The following is a 22,156-nucleotide window of genomic DNA, read 5'->3' as shown; positions in this document are numbered from 1 at the left end:
CGACCAACATGATGAAAATTAACGAAATTCTTGAATACCTGCCACATCGGTACCCGTTCTTGCTGGTGGACCGGGTAACCGAGATTGAGAAGGGAGTCTCAATCAAGGGGTACAAGAACATTTCCTTCAATGAGTCTTTCTTTCAGGGCCATTTCCCCGACAATCCGATCATGCCCGGCGTGCTCATCATCGAAGCTATGGCACAATTGTCAGGCATTCTCGGTTTTGTGACCGTGGGCCGGAAACCATCTGACGGCGTGGTACAATACCTCGCCGGGTCCAGCAAGGCCCGGTTCAAGCGCCCTGTGCTGCCGGGAGACCGCCTCGATATGGAAGCGGAATTCCTCTCCGGCAAGCGCGGCATCTATAAATTCGAATGCCGAGCGCTGGTCGACGGGGAAGTCGTCTGCACGGCAGAAATCTTGACCGCTGAGAGAGAAGTTTGATGGCGACAAATGACTGGTCGGGTGTCCATCCTCAAGCGATTGTAGACCCATCAGCCAAGCTGGCGGACAACGTGACCGTTGGCCCGTGGAGTTACATCGGCCCTGGCGTGGAAATCGGTGAAGGCACCGAGATCCTGTCCCACGTGGTAATCAAGGGGCCGACGTTTATCGGCCGCAATAACCGGATTTTCCAGTTCTCCAGTGTCGGGGAAGAGTGCCAGGACAAGAAATACGCCGGTGAGCCCACCACTCTGGTGATCGGAGACAATAACGTCATCCGCGAGAACTGCACCATTCACCGGGGCACTGTCCAGGATCGCGGTGAGACCCGCATTGGCAACGGCAACCTGTTGATGGCTTATGTGCATGTGGCTCACGACTGCATCGTGGGTGACAACACCATTCTGGCCAACTGCGCGACCCTGGCCGGCCACGTGTCGGTGGGTGATTTTGCCATTCTAGGCGGTGGTACCATGGTGCATCAGTTCTGCAACATCGGCTCCCACAGCATGGCCGCCGGTGGCAGCATCGTGTTGAAGGATATTCCCGCGTACGTGATGGCCAGCGGCCAGTCTGCCGAACCCCACGGCCTGAACGTGGAAGGCCTCAAGCGTCGCGGCTTCAGCAAAGACGCGTTGCTGGCACTCCGCCGTGCCTACAAGACGATCTACCGCCAGGGCCTGACGACCGAACAGGCACTTGAGGAGCTGGAGAAGAACTACGGCGACGTGCCGGAAGCCCGCCCGCTCATTGAATCCCTGCGCGGAGCACACCGCGGCATCATTCGCTGACCAGCCGGAGCCTTCCGGTGACGGAATCCACCAAACCAACCGTTATCAGCGAGCGCAAGCTCACCATTGCCATGATCGCCGGCGAGGCATCGGGGGACATCCTTGGTGCCGGCCTGATACGCTCCCTGAAGCGCCGCTACCCGAACGCCCGGTTTGTGGGCATCGGCGGCGAAGAGATGATCGCCGAGGGCTTTCATTCCCTGGTGCCCATGGAACGGCTCTCGGTCATGGGCCTGGTGGAGGTGCTGGGCCGGATCCGGGAGCTGTTCAGCATCCGCGCCCGCCTGATGGACTACTTCTTCACTAATCGCCCGGATGTGGTCATCGGCATCGACTCCCCGGATTTCACCCTGGCCATCGAACGGCGCTGCCGCGAGGCGGGTATTCCGTCCGTGCATTACGTCAGCCCATCGGTCTGGGCCTGGCGCCAGAAGCGCATTTTCAAGATCGCCAAATCCGTCGATCTCATGCTCACCCTGTTCCCGTTCGAGGCCCGCTTCTACGAAGAGCACAACGTCCCCGTGGCTTTTGTGGGCCACCCGCTGGCCGACCGCATTCCCCTGGAACCAAACACCGGCAAGGCCCGGGAGCAGCTCGGGCTGGACCAGAGCGCACCCTTGCTGGCGGTATTGCCGGGCAGCCGGGCAGGGGAGGTGGAACGCCTGGGTAACCTGTTCCTGGAAGCCGCCCGCTGGCTGCAGGAACGCCGACCGGATATCCAGCTGGTAATCCCCTGCGTGAACCGGGACCGCGAGAAACAGGTTCAGGCCCTGGTGGAATCCCTCGACGTAAAATTGCCGGTCACGATCGTGCGCGGCCAGTCCCGGGAAGTGATGGCCGCCTCCGATGTGGTCCTGCTGGCCTCCGGCACTGCCACCCTCGAAGCCATGTTGCTCAAGAAACCCATGGTGGTGGGCTACCGCCTGAGCAACATGAGCTACGCGCTTCTTTCCCGGTTGGTGAAGGTGCCCCATGTGGCCCTGCCCAACCTCCTGGCCAAGGAAGCACTGGTGCCAGAACTGCTCCAGGACGACGCCACGGCAGAAGCCCTGGGCGCCGCGGTGCTTGAGCGCATGGAGAACCTCGAAGAGCGGGAGCGGCTGCAACAGGCGTTTACCGAATTGCACCTGACCCTGCGCCAGAATGCGGACGAAAAAGCCGCCGAGGCCGTCTCCGGGCTGCTGGAGGAGAGAGCCTGATGGCCAAGGTAGAGCTACCGCCATTCGAATGCCGATACCAGGGTCGGTTACTGGCCGGTGTCGATGAAGTCGGCCGCGGCCCCCTGATCGGAGCGGTCGTCACCGCTGCCGTCATCCTCGATCCGGGCAAACCCATCGCCGGCCTGGCGGACTCGAAAAAGCTCACCGAGAAAAAACGCCTCGCCCTGTACGACGAAATCATCGAAAAAGCCGCCGCCTGGAGCCTGGGCCGCTGCGAGGCAAACGAGATCGACCAGCTCAACATCTACCAGGCCACCATGCTCGCCATGGAGCGCGCCGTCGCCGGCCTGGCCATCCCGCCCGAATACGTGCTGGTGGATGGCAACCGCTGCCCAAAATGGCATTGGCCATCCGAGCCTGTGATCAAGGGTGACAGCCGAGTTGCCGAAATCAGCGCCGCCTCCATCCTCGCCAAAGTCACCCGTGACCGGGAAATGGAAGAGCTCGAGGATCGGTATCCGGGCTACGAACTGGGCAAGCACAAAGGCTATCCAACGTCTGTCCATCTTGAAGCGCTAAGGCGTCTCGGGGCGACCCCGGAACACCGTCGTTCCTTCCGCCCGGTACAGGAAGTGATCGATACGGTTGGACTCTATAAAACGCCGGGGGAGGCCCCAGCCGAGGAACTTCACTTCCCCACGGACTTGTTTGAAAATTAACAATTGACAGGCCCGCTTCCGGTCCTTAATATACGCGCCACGTTGATCGGGGCCAGCCCCGAAAGACAACCAGTTTTGATGCGGGGTGGAGCAGTCTGGTAGCTCGTCGGGCTCCCAATCCCCGCAAGAGCCGAAGGGAGTCTCGACCTTCGGCTTATGAGCCCGACCCACCGGCGGACTCAGCAGTTAAATCGAGATGAAAAGTTTGATGCGGGGTGGAGCAGTCTGGTAGCTCGTCGGGCTCATAACCCGAAGGTCGTTGGTTCGAATCCAGCCCCCGCTACCAATACCGAAAAGGCCAGCTTTTGCTGGCCTTTTTGCTTTTCAGAATCCTGTTCTTCTCCGCCACTCCCTCATTGCCCGGTTTCCCGTCCTTACGATAGCCACACATATTTCTTGTTTCATTTTGTATATAGCTAATTGAGATCAAAATAAATATTCTCTGAATAGCATATAACTGGCACGGTGCGGCTTGGATCCAGTTCGGATTTGGGAGCACATTTATTGTAATAACGGGAACTCTTCTAATCAGGATATTAAGAGAGAGAATAATGGAATCAAATAACAATCGTTACATGGGACGAACATGGATTCGGGGTTTAGCGCTTTGCACCGTTCTCGGGCTGACGGCTTGTGGCGGTGGTGGTGGAGGTGGTGGATCCAGCTCCAGCACGACCACATTTAATGAAAGTGCTGCGACCATTGCCAGTGAGGAGGATGCCAAGACGGCAGCCGAGGCGACCACACAAGCAGCAACTCAGGCAGTGATTGAAGACGAGGCGGCAAACTTTGCCCCGGTTGCTGCCCAGATTGATTCGTTTAACGCGAATGAAGTCACCAAAGACCTGTCTCTGGAGATTCTTGAGGTTGCCAATCTGCCGACAGGCGCCACCTATGTCTACGACGGTGAGTGCGGCGGGTCGGCATCGGTGACATCGGACAACCAATCCCGCATGAAAATTGTCTATGACAATTACTGTATGCCCGTGGATGCCACGTCCAACTATGTCCTTAACGGTGTGTATGACGTCACCTATACCTTGAACGGTGATCAAATCGTCGAGTTTTCCGCAGACTTTGATTACACCGGCACCTATGCGGGTGAAACCTATCGAAGCAAAGGTAACGTGAGTTGCACCGGCGAGTTTCTCGACAACTGCACCTACTCCAGCACGTTCAATGGCACCAATGGACAGGCCTATCGCATTTCAGGCGTCTCGGTGACGGGTGACCAGTACTCTGGCTACAACATTTCCGCACGAGTGTACGACGGCGACCGTGGCTACGTAGATTTCCAGGGAACTGGCCTGATCCCCTGCAGTGGCGGTGGCTTCAGTAGCGGAACCATTACCTTCTCCGATTCTGACGGTGAGGTGATAACGGCCACATTCAGCACTTGCGGAGAGTATACGGTTACTTACAAAGGATCCTCTGTCCTGGTAACCCAGAACTGATCCCATGCCTGAAGCCGGGGCTGGGGTCGCCTAGAACCTGATCGCCAGCCTCAGTCCTTGCCGGACAGTTTCGCTGTCCGGCTCGGATACCCCAAACACAGTTCCGCTTCGCTGGACGAACACGGTGTTGCTCTCTCCGTGATCCCATCGCTCATAAAACCACCCGAGTGATAGATGGGGGGCCAACGCGGGTGACCAGTCGAATTCCATACGAAACCCGGTACCCTCGCCAAGATCCAGTTCTGGTCTGCCCAGGCCAACGGGCTCCAGACCCACCTCTACAGTACCCTCTACGGTCCCGAATACCTCACCCAGCGCGCAGACCTCGCCATAACCAAAGCCGCCACACCACCGTGCACCGGCACCTGCTTCCCACCACCGATAAAATTCATTCAGTCCCAGAGTTGAAGCGGTCGGGTGAATGGCCCGATCCCATCGCTGGTAACCGGCGACCAGATAGGGCGTGAGCGTGGATTGTCGCAATGCAAATGGAACCCCGGCCCGGAGCCGGTAATCGATCAAGCGTTGTGTAGTGGTAGTTTCGAGAGAGCGGCCGCCCTGGGTAAAGCCTTTGTAATCCACATCGCCCTTGGCATAACTGGTACCCGCTTCGAGCCAGGCAAAGCCAAGTTGTGTTTGGGCGCGAAGAAAAACACCGGGCAAATCGCCATCTTCACGGTTCAACGTTACGTTCTGGGAAGAAGTTTCTTCGTAGTCGAAGTATTGCCAGTGGCTACCAATCCGAACATCGCCGAAACACGGCGTGGTGCAAAGGGCCAGAGTGGTGAGCGTGCAGAGTTTCTTAGAGGAGTTCATGGTATGTAGGTCATAGAAAATAGGGTTGCCCGGCTGGAGATTCCGGTCCGAAGTTCGAGTAAGGGGATAAGTTATCAGAGGAGAAAGTCTATTTCTTTCTAACAATGATCAACTGCCTCCGGAGTCATAAGCCTTTTCCTGAAAAGTGCCGGCCTCGTCGGCCATTGCATGCCTCCCACGCCGGGGCCATGATTCTGACATCGACGAATCAACAACCATCAGGATGATGCCATGCCCCAATCGCCCCTTGCCCAACCCCTGAAACTCCCCTGCGGTGCCGTTCTGCCTAACCGGATCGCAAAGGCCGCGATGACCGAGGGGCTGTCAGACGACCACTTACACGCCACCCACCGGCACGAAACCCTCTACCGGCGCTGGTCCGATGGCGGGGCAGGGCTGCTGATCACCGGCAACGTCATGATTGACCATCGGGTACTGGAGCGGCCGGGCAACGTGGCGATCGATCCGGCGCCTGCGGAGGGCGAGCCGGAAGGTATGGCGCAACTGCGTGCCTGGGCCAAAGCCGGCACCCGCAATGGCAACCATTTGTGGATGCAGATCTCCCATGCCGGTCGCCAGTCGCCGCGCTACGTTACTTCGCGGCCGATGGGGCCCTCTGCGGTTCAGCTGTCCCTGATGGGGAACTATGCCCGTCCGCGTGCGTTGGCGGAGCCGGAGATCCTCGATTTTATCCAGCGTTTTGCCAACGTTGCCCGGATTGCCAAGGAGGCGGGTTTCACGGGCGTTCAGGTGCATGGGGCTCACGGCTATCTGTTGTCGTCGTTTCTTTCGCCAGTGACCAATCAGCGGACGGATCGCTGGGGCGGTTCACTGGAGAACCGTGCCCGTTTCCTGCTGGAAGTGGTTCGCGCGACCCGCGTGGCGGTGGGGCCGGAGTTTCCGGTGGCGGTCAAACTGAATTCTGACGATTTCCGCAAGGGCGGGTTCACCCTGGATGAGAGTGTGGAGGTGGTTCGCTGGCTCAACGAGGAGGGGATTGATCTGCTGGAGGTGTCCGGCGGCACCTACGAACAGCCCCGGCTGCTGGGATACAGCGGTGACGCTGAAACCGCAAGCGAGGGGCCGGCCGTGCGGGAGAGTACCCGTAAGCGGGAGGCCTATTTCCTGGATTACGCCCAGAAAATTCGCGAAGTCTGCGATTGCCCGCTGATGGTTACCGGCGGTTTTCGGACACGCGATTTTATGGAAGAGGTGGTCGCCAATGGCGAGACGGATGTGATCGGGCTGGGCCGCCCGCTCTGCACCGATCCGGGTACCCCCAGGGATCTGCTGGAGAGCCGCATCGACAAAACGGTCTGCCACGAGGATCACATCAAGCTCGCCCAGACCGGCTTGTTTTCGCCGGCCAGTCCGTTGATGCCACTCAAGGTGATTAATGTGCTGGGTGGTCAGGCCTGGTACTACCAGCAGATTTTCCGGCTCGCAGATGACAAAGAGGCCGATCCTGATCTGGGTCTGCTCAAGGCTGTCGGCGCTTACCTGAAGGATGAACTCAGCCGGGCCCGGCGGGTGAGGAAAGCCCGCCGGCACCGGAGGCTCTGATTACTCTGATTACATCGCGCGCGCAAAGACCTTGAACGGCAGGGCCTTGATGACGTAGCTCAGGGGCGTCCAGGGCCACCAGGGCACGTAGGCGCGGCGTTTCTCTTTGTCGATGGCGCTGACCAGGGCGGACACGCCGGTGTCCAGATCGACCCGGAAGGGCGCGTTCCTGGTGCTCCGGTTGATGTCGGTGAGGATGTAGCCGGGCATGATGTTGGTCACCCGGATGGGGGTGCCTTCGGTGTCCAATTGCAGGCCTTCGGCCAGGGAAGCCACGGCGGCTTTGGTGGCAGCATAGACGTTCATGGCGCCCCGGAAACCGCGTACGCCGCTGACGGAGGACATCAGCACCAGGTGGCCTGCGTTCTGGGCACGGAAGATTTCCATGGCTGCTTCGCACTGGGCGATTGCTGCGACGAAGTTGGTCTCCGCCGCCTGGCGGTTGGATTCGAAGTGGCCCTGACCAATCCCGTGACTGCTGGCCATGCCGGCGTTGACCACGATCCGGTCGAGGCTGCCCAGCTCTTCTTTGAAGCTTTGGAACACCTCCGGTACCCGGTCGTAATCGCACACGTCCAGCGCCTGGATGACCACGCGGATATTCGGGTAGCTTGTGGTCAGCTCGTGTTGGAGCGCCTCCAGATTCTCCACCCGCCGCGCACACAGCGCCAGATTGCAGCCTTTGGCCGCCCAGGCCCGGGCCATGCCCATGCCCAGACCACTGCTGGCTCCGGTAATCAGGATGTTACGTCGCATTCTCCACTCCTTGTTCTTGGCGCCGGCTTAGCCGGGGCTCTTTATGTAAACCACATTTTTCTCGCCAACCCGGATCTCGAACAGCTCACTGGCCTTGATCAGGTCGCTCAGTTTCTTGTAACCGTAGTTCACCGGCGAGAATGAGCTGTTGTTGGAAATGTATTGGCCCACCTTGCCAAGATGCGCCCAGCCATCGTCATCGGCGGTTTGCTCAACGGCGGTGCGCAAGGTTCTGACCAGCACCGAGTCACCCCGAAGCTGTTTGCGGCCCCATTTCTTCTGGGCTCTCGCGGCCGGTTCCGACCCGCTCTCGCCTTCCTCTTCGTCGGCCTCGTCCCGGAGGTTCTCGGTGTAGATGAACTGGGAGCAGGCATTCACGAAGGGCAGGGGTGTCTTCCGCTCGCCAAACCCGAATACGGGTAAGCCCGCTTCCAGGATGCGCATCACCAACGGCGTGAAGTCGCTGTCACTGGTCATCAAGGCGAAGGCGTCCACATTGCCGCTGTAGAGCAGGTCCATCGCGTCGATGATCATCGAGGCATCGGTGGCGTTCTTGCCGGTGGTGTAGGCGAATTGCTGGATGGGGCGGATGGCATTGGGGTGCAGTTTTTCAATCCAGCCGCCCAGTTGCGGGCCGTTCCAGTTGCCGTGGGCGTGCCGTATGTTCACGGCACCGTACTTGGCCAGTTCCTGGAGTACGCCTTCGATGGCCTGGTGGCTGACGTTGTCGCAGTCGATCAGCAGGGCAATTCGGTAGTTGGAGTTCATCTTCCTTGAGGTTTCCTTTTGGTTAGGATCTGAATCCGGTTAATTGGCAGTCTAACAGGAAGGGCTCGGATTTTACCCGCCGGTATCGAAAGCGAATTTCCTTACAATTTGGCAAGAAATTGCCCGCTCACCCTTTCCAAATTTCTCAAACTTTCCGACGTAACTCCCTGCCATCGTGCAACCTTGCGATTTCTACTTACCCGAACCTGTCCAAAAATTGACAATTTCGTAACTGGTCGAGCGCCATTCTTCACGAGGATAATCGCCGCGTTTTTGTGAAATTTTGTCAAATCGTCGGAAAAGTGGTGTCAAATATATATGAATAGTGTCATTAAAACGTCAGGGTCATTAATGGCTGCAGCTTTTCTGGGTGCGTTGCTCACAGGCTGTGGTGGTGGGGGGTCTTCCTCTTCTGATACTTCGTCCCAGGGGGCAATCGGGAATGGTAGCAGCAAGGCGCTGCTTAGCTGGACCGCGCCTTCCACCCGTGTAAACGGTGACGGCATCTCCATGGGTGAGCTGGACAGCTATATCATTCGTTACGGCCAGGATGCCGATAATCTTACTGAACAGGTGGTGATCAGTGATGCCGCCGAGGATGCCACCATGTCTTACACCGTCGGTGGTCTGGGCCAGGGTACCTGGTATTTCTCCATTCAGGTTCAGGACACCAGTGGCCTGCTGAGTCCTCCTTCTGCGGTTGTCAGTAAAACCATCCAGTCCTGATCTGGACCTATCGCCCGTGCCTGAAGTGTGCAGTCTCAGGCCAGCGGGTCGGCCATCGGTAGCTTCAGGGTAAACGAGGTTCCCTCTCCGGGAGTCGAAGCGACCGAAATCTCTCCCCGATGTTTTTCCACCACTGTCTTCACGAATGACAGCCCCAGCCCCGCGCCGTGAACGCCGGCCAGCTCCGTACTTTTCTGGCGCATGAAGCGGTCAAAAAGGTAGGGCAGTTCCTGCTGGTCAATACCGCTGCCTTCATCCGAAACCGTCAGGCAGGCCTGGTGGCCAGCCCGGAATACCTGGACGTTGACGGTGGAGCCGGGCGGGCTGTACTGCACGGCGTTGGTCATCAGGTTGATCACGGCCCGTTCCAGCAGCTCCGCATTGCCCCTTAGCCAGAGGTCCTCGGTGCCTTGCAGGGAAAATTCGATGTGTTTCTCGGCGGCCTGCTCGCTGACGCTGTCCCGGGCATTCTCGGCAATGGACAGGAACTCACATTCGTAGAACCGGGTCTCGGTCAGCTGTTCGGCACGGGCCAGCTGCACGAATTCCTCGGCCAGGTTGTAGCTGCGCCGGGCCAGCTTGCCCAGCTGTTCCAGCTGCGCCGGTTCGATGTTGGAGGGATCCCGTTTCAGCTGCTCGATGAGGGCGAGCTGTGACACCAGCGGCGAGCGTACGTCATGGGAGATAAAGTCGATAGCCTCCCGGTGCTGGCGCTGTTGTTCCCGCAACTCGGAGATGTCCGAGACGTTGGCGATGATGCCGTGCTGATCGCTATCCGGCAGTGCGAACGGTGCAAAGTGGATCAGGAAGTCTTTGTCATGGATGCGCAGGTCCACTGTGCGGCTCTGTTGCATGGTCAGGGTTTCCGAGATGGTTTCATGCCAGGGCGGAATTTCCCGGGGGTCGTGGCCCTCCAGGAGGCGGGCCAGGGGCATGCCGTCCAGACTCGGCATGGGGTCGCCGAACCATTCCTCGATGTGGCCATTGGCAAACCGGATAACACCCAGCTCGTCCGTCACGATGATGCCATCGGGCATGTGCTCGAAGCTGCGGCGGATGAACTGTTGCATTCGGTTCATGCGTTCCGTTGCCGTACGCAGGCGCTCTATGCGGGCTGAAATGTTTTCCCGGATCTCGGAGTGATCGGCAACGGGGGGCGCTTCTTCCAGGCGCAGGCGCCTGAGGTAGCGCTGAATCGCCTCCCGGCCCAGATCGTTGGGCATGGTAAAGCCCAGTGTGTACAGGGTTTCGCCCCGTTCGAGCCGAATCCAGCTCACCCGGGACTGATGCAGCCACTGCCCGGTGGTCAGGGAGTCCGGAATATCGTCTACGGTGAGGTCCTGGGCAGAGAGGATGTCTTTGCCGTCGGTCAGTAGCCAGCCTTCCGGCTGGAACAGCACGCGGAAGTAGCTTAGCAACTGGGACGGATGGCTCCGTGAGGGAGCCTGGAGGTTGACCCTGGGACTGGTGACCAGCCTGTCCAGTTGCTGGTTCAGAAAGCGGTTCGCCGTGGCCAGGCGAAGGCCGCTGGAAACCGGGAAGGCGACAAGGGGAATCAGCATGGCGTTGGCCACCGGTATCCAGATTCCGGCAATGAACAACACGACCATGCTCAACGCGGTGGCGGAGCCTGCGATTGCGACACAGGTAAATAGCGTACGGCTCGGGCGTGTCCGTGGCAGCACTACAGACATCAGTACCAGCACAACGAGGCTCAGGGCGGCGCCGGCCCACGCGGGCGCCTGCCGGATGAACCGGGCTTTGCTTTGCTCCGGGAAGGCCAGCTGGCTGCTGGAAAGCGCGGTTTCCAGCAGGCCCTGGTCAAGAATCTTGGGCAGCACTGACAGTTGGATCAGCAGCAGTATCGCGAGCAGGATCAGGCCCAGGTTCCAGGGAGTTGTTCTGATGATTGGCAAGTCCCGGCTCATGCGCCCTGCTGTTGGTGTTGGTCGTTCAAGGTATTGTTCCAGAAAGAACTCTTAGCGGGACAAAATACCGTTTTCAGGGGCGAGTTCCAAGGTTTGGATGCTATTGATCTAGCCGCGATTGCCACGGTCGGGGAGTGAGGTAACCTGTTGGCCGGAAACATCGCCCGATTTGTCGGGTGTGGCGATGCGATTGGGATAGACGGTGAGCGCACGGGGTGCCGTTGCCGCCACGGACTTTCCGCCGGCTTCGGTCACCACACGCCAGTAATACTGGCCCGGCTCAAGCGGCCTGGAAGGCAGCGCCCGGGTCTCGGGTGCCCACTCACTGGTGGCTATGACGTTCTGGAAGTCCCTGTCGCTGGCAACCTCCACTCTGGCGACTTCGTTCTCGCCATTGAGCTGCCAGCGGAACTCGGGCATATCGTCGTTAGCGCTGGCCCCGGCTGCCGGGTAGGACAGCGTGGCCGCTTGCGCCTGCAGGCGGACTTCCATCGGGACGGTGGCCGGCATGCCTGCAAGTCCGTTGGCGTCCAGGGCGGCGACCTGTATCTGGTACCCGCCGTTGTCCAGCAGGCCGATGTTGAACCGGTTGCCGGTAACTTCACGGCTGCCGATCCATTCGCCGCTGGCAGTCTCGAAGATGTCGAGCCGGTAGGCGGGTGCTTCCTCCCCATGCCAGGTCACTTCGAGCGGAAGTGTTGAGACAACGTCCGGCAGGGGAGCGATGTCGGGGGCATCCGGCAGCTGACGGATGGTAACACCGGTGTGTCCATCGGTGCCGATACTGGCCCGATACCCGGCGGGAATGCGTTGGGCCTTGCCGGGGGCACCAAAATCCACCATGCCCTCGGTAACCCGGACCAGCGTTGCTTCGGGAGAAGCCTGCACGGTAAAGGTCGAGTGCTGCGTCAGCGCAACGCCGGTTGCCGTCTCGATGTATACGGGAAGTGGATTCCAGTCGCCGGATTGTGCCCGAGCGTGAACTTTGCCCTCGATCAGCCGCACTCGCGGAGCGCTTTCCTTTGCCAGTTCAACAATCTGCAAGCGTGTGCGCGGAAACAGGCGCAGTTCGACGTCTTCGTTCAACTGGATCGTGGCGGTGCCGGCGCCGGATACAATTTCGTCGCCAGCCTGGAGGGAAGCTCCCCCGTCCAGTGGCATCGAGCGTTCGGACTCGCTGGGTAGAAGCTGCACGCTCGCAGTGGTGTAGGACACCTGAGTCGTCTCCGCCGTACTGTGAGTCGCTGCCGTTGCCAGCGAAGCTGTCAACGCAAACAGTATCAGGGGGCGGCGGAGCAGGGCGTCACTCATTGGCGGCGAGGGGTCTTTCCAGTTCGTCGTTGTCCAGGGCTTTCATGGCCTCAAGCCGGTAGCCCCGCTGGTAAATGGTCTTGATCCGGAAGCCATTCTCCGGGTTCAGGCCCAGGCGCCGGCGCAGGCGACTCATGTGAGTATCCACCGTGCGGGTGTTGATGTCACGGGCCAGGCCCCAGACGCGCTCAAGCAGCATTTCCCGGGTCAGCAGGCGTCCCTGGTTCTGGAACAGGAACAGGGTCAGGTCGAAGTCCTTGTCGGTGAGCGTGAGTTCTTCACCGTGCAGGGAGATGGAGCGCTGCTGGGTGTTGATCTCGAACGGGCCGTATATCAGGACTTCTTTCTCGTTGTCCGGGTTTGTGCGGCGGGAAAGCGCATTGATTCGCGCAGACAGCTCGGCTGCACGGGGCGGTTTTGCCAGGTAATCGTCGGCACCCGCATCCAGCGCCCGGACAATGTCGGATTCGCTGTCACGCTGGGTCAAAAAGATGACCGGGATGGGCCAGTTCAATTGCGCCCGAACATTCTCCAGCACATCGATGCCCGTCATGTCAGGGATCTGCCAGTCCAGGATCAGCAGGTCGTAACTGCGGTGTAACACAGCACTCAGAAAACTCTGGCCGGTGGGAAAGCTGTCGCAGTGGTGCCCACGTTCTGCCAGGATGTTCTGAACGTTCTGCGCCTGTTCGTGTTCGTCTTCAAGCAGAGCAATGCGCATGGTGATCTTCTCCCTTCGATATCAACCGATTATGGCAAAAAGCAAGGTCGGATTTCAGTATCGTTATGTATTATTGCGTAAACCCACTGCGGGTTTCCCGTTGTCATCGTCGACCGTTTGCCGGCAGGCAGGGAAATTGCTGCAACCCCAGAACCAGCCTTTCTTGCCTTTGCGACGCACCAGGGGTGAAAAACAGTGGGGGCACGGTATGGGCTTCTGGCCGGTGCCGTCGGCCGGAGCGTTGTCCTCAATCGGTCGGGTGCCTTTGCAGTCCGGGTAGCGGGTGCAGGCATGGAAACGGCCGAACTTGCCTTCCCGCTCCACCATCGGCGCGCGGCATTTGGGGCAGTGGATCGCCTGGCCGGCTTCCCGGGATTGCGGCTCCGGGCTGGCCTTGCCCTGGGGCCGGTTCATCAGGTCCCGGATTTCCTGCTTGAGGGTGTCGAGGAATTTGCGCGGGTCATCCTCGCCACGGCGAATGCCCTCCAGCGTTGCTTCCCAGACGGCCGTGCGATCCGGTTTGCTGACGGATTCCGGGAGCGCCTCGATCAGGGTCTTGCCCTTTGCGGTGGCCCGGATGTGCCGTCCTTCCCGGAACAGGTAGTCGCGCTTGAACAGGGTTTCGATGATGGCCGCCCGGGTGGCTTCGGTACCCAGTCCATCGGTCTCCCGCAGCGTCTTGCGCAGTTCGGCATCGCTCACGAACCTGGCGATGTTGGTCATGGCCGAGAGCAGGGTGGCGTCGGTGAAATGCTGCGGCGGCTGGGTCTTGCGTTCGGTTACCGTTGCCGCGTCGCAATGTACCGGTTCGTTTTTCTCCAGCCTCGGCAGTGGCGCTTTCTGGGGTTCCTGGCGCTGTTCCCGCAGTTTCAGTTCCAGGTTTTTCCAGCCCGGCTCCAGGATGGCGATTTCGGTAGCCCGGAAACGATGGTCCGTCACCCGGACGGTCAGACGGCCCTCACGGTGGATGGCATCCGGCGCAAACTGCATCAGGTAGAAGCGGCTGATCAGTCCGTAGACATTTTCCTCGGCCTGGGTCAGCTTGCCATTGGGCGTGGGCCGGTTGGTGGGGATGATGGCGTGGTGCGCATCGACCTGTTTGTCGTTCCAGGCCGCGCTCTTGCGGTCAAGGACAGCCTGCTCGCAGTGGCTGGCAAGAGCCGGGGCCACCCGGGAGATGGCCTGTACCACCTGCTGGCGATGGCCAAAATGTTCCTCGGGCAGGTAGCGGCAATCGGACCGGGGGTAGGTGATCAGTTGGTGCCGCTCGTACAGGTTCTGGGCAGTATCCAGAACGTCTTTCGCACCCATGCGGAACAGGCGGCCGGCCTCGATTTGCAGGGCGGACAGGGAGAGCGGCAATGGCGGTGCTTCGGGCCGGTCCCGGAAACGGGACTCGACGATGGTGCCCGGTCGGTCCTGGACGCTGGCGGCAATCTGCTCGGCCACCGAGCGGTCCATCAGGCGGTTTTCTTCGTCCAGATAGTCCTGGAATTGCTCATCCGGAAGCCAGCGGGCGTTGAACGGTTTCGGGTCTGCGCCCTCTTCGTGGGCCCGGAACTGCCCTTCGATGCGGAAGTAAGGTTTCGGCTCGAAGTTTTCGATGGTGTTGTCCCGCTCCACCACCAGGCCCAGCACCGGGGTCTGTACCCGCCCCACGGAATACACGCCCTGTTCGCCCTGCTGCTGGTAGCTGAGGGTGTAGAACCGGGTCAGGTTGATACCATAGAGCCAGTCGGCCCGTTGCCGTGCCAGGGCGGAGTGGGACAGGCGCCGGAATTCGCGGTTGTCCCGGGTGCTGCGGATGGCTTTGGCGACGGCCGAGGGTGTGAGGTCGTTGATCAGCAGTCGCTGTACGGGTGCCTGGGTGCCCACGTAGCGCAGCACCTCGTCCACCAGCAGCTGGCCCTCACGGTCCGGGTCGCCGGCGTGGACGATGGTGTCGGCCTGGCGAATGAGGGATTCGAGTACTTTCAGTTGCTGGCGGACGCTGTCCTTGGGGGTTACTTCCCAGCGTTCGGGGATCAGGGGCAGGTCTTCGGCCCGCCATTTTTTCCACACCGGGTTGTAGCGTGCGGGTTCCGCTGGCTCCAGCAGATGGCCGATACACCAGCTGACCGTGGCCGCTTCTTCGTCTTTGCCGCAACGGATCCAGCCCTGGCCTTTCTGGTGGGGGCCAGGGAGGGCAGCGGCGATGGCGCGGGCGAGGCTGGGTTTTTCGGCTATATAGAGGTGCATGGCCTTTGGTGTTTGCTGATTGGCGAGGGAATGTGGCTGTTTGGGGCGTTGGTGTCAAGGCTCTCGATTCGTGTAGTAGACTGTCCTCAATTCACCGACGAAAAGCAGCTGGAGCGCTTTTGATGAAAGTACAGAATGCCATTGAATCCAAACTGAACGATGCTTTCGATGCAAGTATCCTCCAGGTGGAAAACGAGAGCCACATGCACAGTGTGCCGCCGAATTCGGAGACCCATTTCAAGGTGACGATGGTGTCGCCGGCATTTGAGGGGCAGATGAAGGTGAAGCGGCATCAGACTATTTATAAGGTGCTGGCGGATGAGCTGGCGGGGCCGGTTCATGCGCTGGCGTTGCATTTGTATACGCCGGAGGAGTGGGAGGCCAGTGGTCAGGCTTCGCCGGAGTCACCGAACTGCATGGGCGGGTCGAAGGGTGATCCGGCTATGGCGATGAAAACCGGTCAGGGAGAGGGTTCATGAGTCAGTTTTTCCAGATTCATCCGGAAACGCCCCAGAAGCGGCTGATCAATCAGGCGGTGGAGATCCTTCGGCGGGGTGGGGTGATTGTTTATCCCACGGATTCGGCTTACGCCATTGGCTGTCATTTGGGTGACAAGCAGGCGGCGGATCGGATCAAGCGGATTCGCAAGCTGGACGACAAGCACAACTTTACTCTGGTGTGCCGGGACCTTTCGGACATAGGTGTCTACGCCAAGGTGGATAATACCCAGTACCGGCTGCTGAAGACGTTCACACCCGGGCCCTACACGTTCATTCTCGATGCAACCACCGAAGTGCCGCGCAGGCTGATGCATCCCAAGCGCCGGTCGATCGGGGTTCGGGTGCCGGACAACGCCATTGTCCAGGAGCTGCTTGGTGAACTGGGCGAGCCCATCATGAGCAGTACGCTGATCCTGCCGGGTGAAACCGAGCCCATGACCGATCCGGAGGAAATCCGGGATGTACTGGGCCATGAGCTTGATCTGATTATCGATGGTGGCTTCTGCGGCATGGAAGCCACCACAGTGGTGAATTTCACGGGCGATGTGCCGGAGGTGACCCGGGTGGGCAAGGGTGATCCCGAGCCGTTCCAGGTCTGATCAGGCGCCTGTCAGACAGATCCCGGGGCTGGTTTCAGCCCCGGTGATCGGAAACGAACGGGTTGCTGGCGCGTTCCTGGCCGAAGGTGGACATGGGGCCGTGGCCGGGGATGAAAGAGACCTCGTCTCCGAGTGGAAACAGTTTTTCCCGGATGGACCGGATCAGGGTGTTGTAATCGCCCTTGGGGAAGTCGGTGCGGCCGATGGAGCCCTGGAACAACACATCGCCCACCAGAGCCAGTCCGGATGCCCGGTGGAAGAATACGAGGTGCCCCGGTGTGTGGCCCGGGCAGTGCAGAACTTCCAGGGTCTGCTTTCCAACGGTCACTTCTTCACCATCCTCCAGCCAGCGATCTGGCGTGAATACTTCGGGCGCCGGGAAACCGAACATCTGCGCCTGCTGGGGCAGGCCCTGGATCCAGAAATTGTCTTCCTTGTGGGGGCCTTCGATAGGCAGTCCGAGTTCCTTCGCCAGCTCCGCGGTGCCGCCGGCGTGATCGATGTGGGCGTGGGTCAGCAGGATCTTTTCCACCGTCACACCTTCCTCTTCGACCGCGGCGCGGACCCGGTCCAGGTCGCCACCGGGATCGACGACAGCAGCCTTACGGGTTTCCTCGCACCAGATCAGTGAGCAGTTCTGCTGGAACGGCGTGACGGGAATGATTCTGTATTTCAGGGACATACCTTTTCTCGGATGGCTTCGAAAATTGATGAAGGGTTTATGGTACCAGTTTCCGGAGGTGCCAGGGTTCAGGCAAAGCTGACCCCACCGCGCCCGGAATCTTTGGCCTGGTACATGGCGGCATCGGAGGCCTGCAGGAGTTCTGTCACGGTGGTGCCGTTGTCCGGATAGATAGCCACACCGACCGAGGCACCTACCTGTACGGCGTGATCCTTGATCCGGAACGGTTGCTCCGCGACGGCGGTGATTTTTTCCGCGATCACAAAGGCATCATCGGTGTTGTCCAACGGTGCGGTGATTACCAGGAATTCGTCGCCACCGTGGCGGCCAACCACATCCTCGTCCCGAACGGATCCTTCAAGGCGTTTGGCGATGACTTTCAGCAGTTCATCCCCCGCCTGGTGCCCGTACCGGTCGTTTACCGGTTTGAAGTGGTCCAGGTCCACAAACATCAGTGCAAAGCGGCTGTTATCTCTGTGAGCCTGGTCGATTGCATGCTCCAGAAGTTTGAGTATTGCCGCCCGGTTCGGAAGGCTGGTCAACAGGTCATGATCCGCCTGCCGGCGGATTTTGCGTTGCGCCTGCTGCAGCTCGTCGTTGGATCTGGCAAGTTCGGAGGCCTGCTGGGCGATCCGTTGTAACACCGGCCTGAGAGATCTCCAGACCAGAAAACCGGCGAGGAGTGAGAGCACCAGTGTCACCATGACACTGAAAACAATGTCCCGGATAACCGTACCGAAGATTTCATTGACTTCCGCCCACACGTGCACTTCCCAGGGGTAGTCTGGCAGAGGACGCAGAAAGGACATGACACGGGTTCCGTCTTCCAGTGTTGCCCGGAAGGAATTGCCGAAAATGCCGGTCTGGATATTCAGCTGCTTTGCAAGGCACGGGTCTGCCGGCAACATCACAAACTGGCCGGTCTCCTTATTGATGGTGATTCGTTTGGTTCGGTCCTTGTCCAGCAGACAGATTTGGGAGTTTTCAGGCCCCTCGAAAATGCTGCGCAACGAATCGAGGCTGAACAGCAGGAGGTCATACCCGACCACCTTACCGGCGAAGGTGATCGGACTGTCGACATGGAGCAGGGGCGGGCTGGTCACTCCGCTGTCCAGTGGGTACGTCAGTATGTCGAGTTGCTCCCGCAGGGGCAGCCGGGCAGGTAACCGGTCCGCCATCGGACCAATGCGAACCAATTCCGAGCCGTCGGCATCGTAGCGGACAATCGCCCGAAGGTTGGTCAGGCCTTCTGCTGCGTCCCCGAGGCGGGGACGGGTAAAGTCCGCCAGGTCCGTTCGTGTGATTTCGCCGTTGTGATACTGAGCCAGTCTTCTGGCCAGTTCCGAGCGACTGGCGGTTTGTGCGGCCAGGTTGCGATGCTGATCGAAGGCAGCCCGGATGCTGGCGGCCTCGGCATCGGCGAAGTTGGCAGCGGAAAGTTCGGCGCGGGAGTGGATCTGGTTGATCAGGGGAGTGGCCACAATGGTGGCGACCAGAATGCCTGTGAGTACAACAGCGACGACGGCTGTGATGATGATATGGCGTTTATGTTCAGTGATATCCATCGATAGCCGTGCCGGGAAGAACTGTTGCAATAAGTGACATACTATAGCTGATTTTTCAGTCTGAAAGGATGGTTAGCCAAAGGCCCAATGGAGAGTTGGCCTGGCCGCCCATGCTGGATACTTTCCGTGTAGACTGAGCCCTCGGTTACCCTGAGTGGTATCAAAATATTCACCCGATGGAGAGAACATGAAAGCATTGCAGACCCTGCAAATCGAAACCGGCGAAGATCCCCGTGTGGTTGTCATCTGGCTTCACGGCCTGGGCGCCAGTGGCCACGATTTCGAGCCGGTGGTACCGGAACTCGCATTTGCCAGGGAGCAGGCTGTCCGGTTCATTTTCCCCCACGCGCCGGAGCTGCCGGTGACGATAAATGGTGGCATGGTGATGCCCGCCTGGTACGACATTCTCGCTATGGATATCGACAGGAAAGTGGACGCGCCCCAGCTCAAGGCCTCTGCAGATGCGGTTGCCCAACTGATTGAACAGGAACTGGAAAAGGGCATTCCCAGTGAGAACATCCTGATTGGCGGTTTCTCCCAGGGGGGCGCGGTGGCCTATGAGCTGGCGCTGAGTTATCCCGAAAAACTGGGTGGGCTGTTTGTGCTTTCCACTTACTTTGCCACCGCCGACAGTATCCGGCTGGCGGAAGCCAATCGCCATATCCCGGTGTTTGTCGGTCACGGCAGCTATGACCCGGTAGTCCCGGAATCCTTGGGCGATGCGGCCCGGGGCATGCTTGAAGAACTGGGCTTCGAACCCGAGTATCATCGTTACCCGATGGAACACAGCCTGTGCCTGGAGGAGGTCCGGGATCTGGATCGGTTCTTCAGTCGTTGCCTCGGCAGCTAAGGGCGAGGCTGCCAACCGGCAGCCCGCGCCTTGGCCTTACTTCGTGGTTGGCTGGTAGGTCACCACAAAGGCACCCCTGAGATCACCCTCGGAAAAGCCGGTGGCCTGGTCATTCGGATACAGCTCGGCCAGCTTGGCTTTTACGTCCGGATCAATGTTTTTGCCATGACAGCCCAGGCAAAGCTTTTGGGTCGGAATGGCACTCATGTACCGGAACGCCGGTTGTCCGGACGCCTCGGACACCTGCCACACTTCCACCGGCTTGCCGTTCTTCACCGGCTGCTTGTCCATTGCCAGCAGCTGCATCTCTTGCCAGTCGGTCGGAGCGTTATCCGGATTACGGACCTTCAGGCTGGTCCGGCTGATGGTCCATTCCTCGCTGCTGTTACTGGCAGCAATTTCAGGCGCCACGGTGTTGCAGACACCGATACCGTTAGTAAGTCCGCCCTCCTTGATGGCTGCCTGGAGGGCCTTTTTGAGTGAGCCGCCAAAGGCTTTCACTTTCGCGCGGGCCTCGGTAACCAGCTCATCTGTGGGTTGCGCCGGTGTTTCCGCGAGGGCGGGCACGGAAAGCATCGATAACAGCGCAGCCGCCGTAAAAATTTGTTTGGCCATTGAGTATCCTCCCTGTTGATGTGGCATAAGTATATAACATGAGTTTAGCCCACAACTTGAGCCAGGGCAGGGCTGCGACGATTTGTCGTCCTGCACTGAATGAAAACAGGAGATTGCTATGAAAACCCTTTTACAGGTTGATTTCCCCTTTACCGGACCCTTTGGCGAGGAAATGGCCAGTGCCATGAGAGACCTTGCCGAGTCCATTGCGCAGGAGCCGGGGTTTATCTGGAAAGTCTGGACCGAGAATCCGGAAACCCAAGAGGCCGGCGGCATCTATCTGTTCGAAGACGAGGCCAGTGCCCGTGCCTACCTGAAAAAGCATACCGAGCGGCTGAAGGGGTTCGGGATCCCGGAGGTGAATGGCAAGGTTTTCCGGGTGAACGAGGCGTTGTCGGCGATTGATAACGGGCCGGTGTAGGGCTGGCAGTAGCGCCAGCCCTCATCAGTTTCTCGGCTGGATTAGAGCACCTTTTTCAGCTTGCCGTAATCACCACCGGTACGAAGCACCAGCGTGATCTCGTTGTCATTCCGATTGCGGAAGAACCAGCCGTGATCGCCGGTAAATGCAGCCACCAGCTTGCCTTCGTCTTCCGGAACACCTCGTCCCTTCTCATAGGAGATGGACTGACCACTGCCATTACCGTGGGTGTCGTAATTAATGGGGCCACCCTCAGACACCCAGTAGAACCGGGCTACAGCGCCTTCTTCCATGGTGAGTTTGAACTCGGTCCCTTCGCCAGGGGTCAGAACCACGCGCACTTCATCCTGCCACTGAGGTTCCGCAGGTGCAGGCTCTGATGCTGCTTCTTCCGGGGCGGGCTCAGCTTCAGGTGCGGAAGCCGAGGCCGTTTCCTGAGCCGGTTCGGCGGCGATAGGTTGGGCTGCTTCCGGAGCCTTCTGATTAGCCGAGGATTGCACGGCAACCATCTGGGCAGCCTCGTCCGCGGCGGCTTCCTCGGCGAGCTGTTCCTTGATCTCGCCCATTTCAGTCAGGCCCAGAAGGCGGCCCGCGCCGGTTGGGTCCAGCGCGTATTCTGCGGGCATTACGACGGTAACCAGCAGAACCAGCGCCACAATGGCTGCGATGATGGTTGAGCGAATCAGTTTGGCGGTGCTGGGTAATTCTTCACGGTTTGGTATATCAGTGTTGTACATAACAAATCTCCAGAATCAGGCGACAAAGTAACCGGTGAGCTGATAGCCAAAGAGCAGGAAGCCTGCGCTCATCATGGCGACATTGGCGGTGTAGGCGTGGCGGAAAAAGCCATCTGTTTTGCGCCAGAAGCTGATGGCAATCAGGATCATGGTCAGGGCAATGAGTTGCCCGATTTCCACCCCCACATTGAAGGCGAGCAGGTTCGGGATCAGTCCATCCGGCGAGATGTCGTACTCGATGATCTTTGTGGACAGGCCAAAGCCGTGGAAGAACCCGAAAATGAGGGTGGCAGCCTTGGTGTTGGGCTGGAAGCCGAACCAGCGCTGGTAGGCTCCGATATTGTCCAAGGCCTTATACACAATCGATAGGCCGATAATGGCATCAATGAGGTAGCTGTTGATGCCGACATTGAAGTACACGCCCAGCAACATCGTGGTGGAATGCCCCAGCGCAAACAGACTCACGTAGATAGCGATGTGCTGCATGCGGTATAGGAAAAAGATGACCCCCAGCAGGAACAGCAGGTGGTCATAGCCGGTGACCATGTGTTTGGCCCCGAGATAGATAAAAGCAATGAGGTTCACGCCGGTGATTTCCTGGATGTACCCCTTGTCGCCCTGGGCGACAGCATGGGCCAGCACCTCGGTGCTCATTCCGAGCAGTCCGAGGGTCAGGAATATCCAGATGAGGCGATTTCCGCCGGCGAGGTTTTGCGCACGCCAGCGGCCGTCAAGCAAAGTTGACAACATAATGACTCCGTCAGTTTTCGTGTTATTGGGCTGCAGTGGC

23 protein-coding genes and 1 tRNA gene are annotated in these 22,156 nt (G+C 59.3%); 12 read left to right on the top strand and 12 right to left on the bottom strand.

Annotated features, from left to right (window positions below):
* Nucleotides 1-8 precede the first annotated feature (8 nt).
* The 6 genes from fabZ to ACQUTG_RS13490 all read left to right on the top strand — a co-directional run bounded on the left by fabZ (nt 9) and on the right by ACQUTG_RS13490 (nt 4,570).
* Nucleotides 9-446 (top strand): 3-hydroxyacyl-ACP dehydratase FabZ, encoded by a 438-nt coding sequence (gene fabZ, locus ACQUTG_RS13515; protein ID WP_428919913.1) that lies wholly within the window; start codon nt 9-11, stop codon nt 444-446.
* A complete protein-coding gene (gene lpxA, locus ACQUTG_RS13510) occupies nt 446-1,237 on the top strand; it encodes an acyl-ACP--UDP-N-acetylglucosamine O-acyltransferase (protein WP_428919912.1) in 792 nt (263 codons plus the stop codon). The genes fabZ and lpxA overlap by 1 nt, the downstream gene beginning before the upstream one ends.
* Nucleotides 1,238-1,254: 17 nt before the next feature.
* Nucleotides 1,255-2,436, top strand: a complete 1,182-nt coding sequence (gene lpxB / locus ACQUTG_RS13505) for a lipid-A-disaccharide synthase (RefSeq protein WP_428919911.1) — start codon at nt 1,255-1,257, stop codon at nt 2,434-2,436.
* On the top strand, nt 2,436-3,116 hold the full coding sequence (gene rnhB, locus ACQUTG_RS13500; protein WP_428919910.1) for a ribonuclease HII: 681 nt from the start codon (nt 2,436-2,438) through the stop codon (nt 3,114-3,116). The genes lpxB and rnhB overlap by 1 nt, the downstream gene beginning before the upstream one ends.
* Before the next feature lie 209 nt (nt 3,117-3,325).
* A tRNA-Met gene (locus ACQUTG_RS13495) sits at nt 3,326-3,402 on the top strand.
* Between the two features lie 265 nt (nt 3,403-3,667).
* Nucleotides 3,668-4,570: a hypothetical protein gene (locus tag ACQUTG_RS13490; protein ID WP_428919909.1), complete on the top strand. Its 903-nt coding sequence runs from the start codon at nt 3,668-3,670 to the stop codon at nt 4,568-4,570.
* 30 nt (nt 4,571-4,600) lie between these two features.
* On the opposite strand, the gene ACQUTG_RS13485 is transcribed toward ACQUTG_RS13490, so the two are convergent.
* The gene (locus ACQUTG_RS13485; RefSeq protein WP_428919908.1) at nt 4,601-5,386 is read right to left on the bottom strand and encodes a hypothetical protein; all 786 of its coding nucleotides are present in this window, start codon (nt 5,384-5,386) and stop codon (nt 4,601-4,603) included.
* A gap of 231 nt (nt 5,387-5,617) precedes the next feature.
* On the opposite strand from ACQUTG_RS13485, the gene ACQUTG_RS13480 reads away from it, so the two are divergent.
* Nucleotides 5,618-6,949 (top strand): NADH:flavin oxidoreductase/NADH oxidase family protein, encoded by a 1,332-nt coding sequence (locus tag ACQUTG_RS13480; protein WP_428919907.1) that lies wholly within the window; start codon nt 5,618-5,620, stop codon nt 6,947-6,949.
* 9 nt (nt 6,950-6,958) lie between these two features.
* Here ACQUTG_RS13480 and ACQUTG_RS13475 read toward each other — a convergent pair whose 3' ends face one another.
* Together ACQUTG_RS13475 and ACQUTG_RS13470 are read right to left on the bottom strand one after the other, a co-directional pair.
* Entirely contained in the window at nt 6,959-7,705 is a 747-nt protein-coding gene (locus ACQUTG_RS13475; protein WP_428919906.1) for an SDR family oxidoreductase, read from the bottom strand.
* 27 nt (nt 7,706-7,732) lie between these two features.
* Nucleotides 7,733-8,473: an NYN domain-containing protein gene (locus ACQUTG_RS13470; RefSeq protein ID WP_428919905.1), complete on the bottom strand. Its 741-nt coding sequence runs from the start codon at nt 8,471-8,473 to the stop codon at nt 7,733-7,735.
* A 351-nt stretch (nt 8,474-8,824) separates the two neighbouring features.
* On the opposite strand from ACQUTG_RS13470, the gene ACQUTG_RS13465 reads away from it, so the two are divergent.
* Complete coding sequence (locus ACQUTG_RS13465; protein WP_428919904.1) at nt 8,825-9,199, top strand: fibronectin type III domain-containing protein; 375 nt, start codon at nt 8,825-8,827, stop codon at nt 9,197-9,199.
* 35 nt (nt 9,200-9,234) lie between these two features.
* On the opposite strand, the gene ACQUTG_RS13460 is transcribed toward ACQUTG_RS13465, so the two are convergent.
* The 4 genes from ACQUTG_RS13460 to ACQUTG_RS13445 all read right to left on the bottom strand — a co-directional run bounded on the left by ACQUTG_RS13460 (nt 9,235) and on the right by ACQUTG_RS13445 (nt 15,397).
* Entirely contained in the window at nt 9,235-11,115 is a 1,881-nt protein-coding gene (locus ACQUTG_RS13460) for an ATP-binding protein (RefSeq protein ID WP_428919903.1), read from the bottom strand.
* Nucleotides 11,116-11,235: 120 nt separating this feature from the next.
* Nucleotides 11,236-12,342 (bottom strand): FecR family protein, encoded by a 1,107-nt coding sequence (locus tag ACQUTG_RS13455; RefSeq protein WP_428919902.1) that lies wholly within the window; start codon nt 12,340-12,342, stop codon nt 11,236-11,238.
* An 88-nt stretch (nt 12,343-12,430) separates the two neighbouring features.
* Complete coding sequence (locus tag ACQUTG_RS13450; protein WP_428919901.1) at nt 12,431-13,159, bottom strand: response regulator transcription factor; 729 nt, start codon at nt 13,157-13,159, stop codon at nt 12,431-12,433.
* A 63-nt stretch (nt 13,160-13,222) separates the two neighbouring features.
* Nucleotides 13,223-15,397: a DNA topoisomerase III gene (locus ACQUTG_RS13445; protein WP_428919900.1), complete on the bottom strand. Its 2,175-nt coding sequence runs from the start codon at nt 15,395-15,397 to the stop codon at nt 13,223-13,225.
* Nucleotides 15,398-15,519: 122 nt separating this feature from the next.
* On the opposite strand from ACQUTG_RS13445, the gene ACQUTG_RS13440 reads away from it, so the two are divergent.
* Both ACQUTG_RS13440 and ACQUTG_RS13435 read left to right on the top strand, forming a co-directional pair.
* A complete protein-coding gene (locus tag ACQUTG_RS13440; protein ID WP_428919899.1) occupies nt 15,520-15,876 on the top strand; it encodes a BolA family protein in 357 nt (118 codons plus the stop codon).
* Nucleotides 15,873-16,496: an L-threonylcarbamoyladenylate synthase gene (locus ACQUTG_RS13435; protein ID WP_428919898.1), complete on the top strand. Its 624-nt coding sequence runs from the start codon at nt 15,873-15,875 to the stop codon at nt 16,494-16,496. The genes ACQUTG_RS13440 and ACQUTG_RS13435 overlap by 4 nt, the downstream gene beginning before the upstream one ends.
* 34 nt (nt 16,497-16,530) lie before the next feature.
* Here the strand turns inward: ACQUTG_RS13435 and ACQUTG_RS13430 are convergent, their stop codons facing one another.
* A complete protein-coding gene (locus ACQUTG_RS13430) occupies nt 16,531-17,178 on the bottom strand; it encodes an MBL fold metallo-hydrolase (RefSeq protein WP_428919897.1) in 648 nt (215 codons plus the stop codon).
* A 68-nt stretch (nt 17,179-17,246) separates the two neighbouring features.
* Nucleotides 17,247-18,743 (bottom strand): diguanylate cyclase domain-containing protein, encoded by a 1,497-nt coding sequence (locus ACQUTG_RS13425; RefSeq protein ID WP_428919896.1) that lies wholly within the window; start codon nt 18,741-18,743, stop codon nt 17,247-17,249.
* A 187-nt stretch (nt 18,744-18,930) separates the two neighbouring features.
* Here ACQUTG_RS13425 and ACQUTG_RS13420 point away from each other — a divergent pair, with 187 nt between their 5' ends.
* Nucleotides 18,931-19,593, top strand: a complete 663-nt coding sequence (locus ACQUTG_RS13420) for an alpha/beta hydrolase (protein WP_428919895.1) — start codon at nt 18,931-18,933, stop codon at nt 19,591-19,593.
* Between the two features lie 36 nt (nt 19,594-19,629).
* On the opposite strand, the gene ACQUTG_RS13415 is transcribed toward ACQUTG_RS13420, so the two are convergent.
* A complete protein-coding gene (locus ACQUTG_RS13415; RefSeq protein WP_428919894.1) occupies nt 19,630-20,208 on the bottom strand; it encodes a Tll0287-like domain-containing protein in 579 nt (192 codons plus the stop codon).
* Between the two features lie 118 nt (nt 20,209-20,326).
* Between ACQUTG_RS13415 and ACQUTG_RS13410 the strand changes: the two genes are divergently transcribed.
* Nucleotides 20,327-20,629, top strand: coding sequence for a monooxygenase (locus ACQUTG_RS13410; RefSeq protein ID WP_428919893.1), 303 nt, complete (start codon nt 20,327-20,329; stop codon nt 20,627-20,629).
* A gap of 41 nt (nt 20,630-20,670) precedes the next feature.
* On the opposite strand, the gene ACQUTG_RS13405 is transcribed toward ACQUTG_RS13410, so the two are convergent.
* Together ACQUTG_RS13405 and ACQUTG_RS13400 are read right to left on the bottom strand one after the other, a co-directional pair.
* The gene (locus tag ACQUTG_RS13405) at nt 20,671-21,366 is read right to left on the bottom strand and encodes a hypothetical protein (RefSeq protein WP_428919892.1); all 696 of its coding nucleotides are present in this window, start codon (nt 21,364-21,366) and stop codon (nt 20,671-20,673) included.
* A gap of 15 nt (nt 21,367-21,381) precedes the next feature.
* Nucleotides 21,382-22,116, bottom strand: a complete 735-nt coding sequence (locus tag ACQUTG_RS13400) for a HupE/UreJ family protein (RefSeq protein ID WP_428919891.1) — start codon at nt 22,114-22,116, stop codon at nt 21,382-21,384.
* Nucleotides 22,117-22,156: the final 40 nt, after the last annotated feature.

It is taken from the genome of Marinobacter sp. DUT-1 (genome assembly GCF_050379415.1).
Classification (GTDB): domain Bacteria; phylum Pseudomonadota; class Gammaproteobacteria; order Pseudomonadales; family Oleiphilaceae; genus Marinobacter.
The sequence above is the reverse complement of the archived record's forward strand: the minus strand, read 5'-3'. Positions and strand labels throughout refer to the sequence as shown.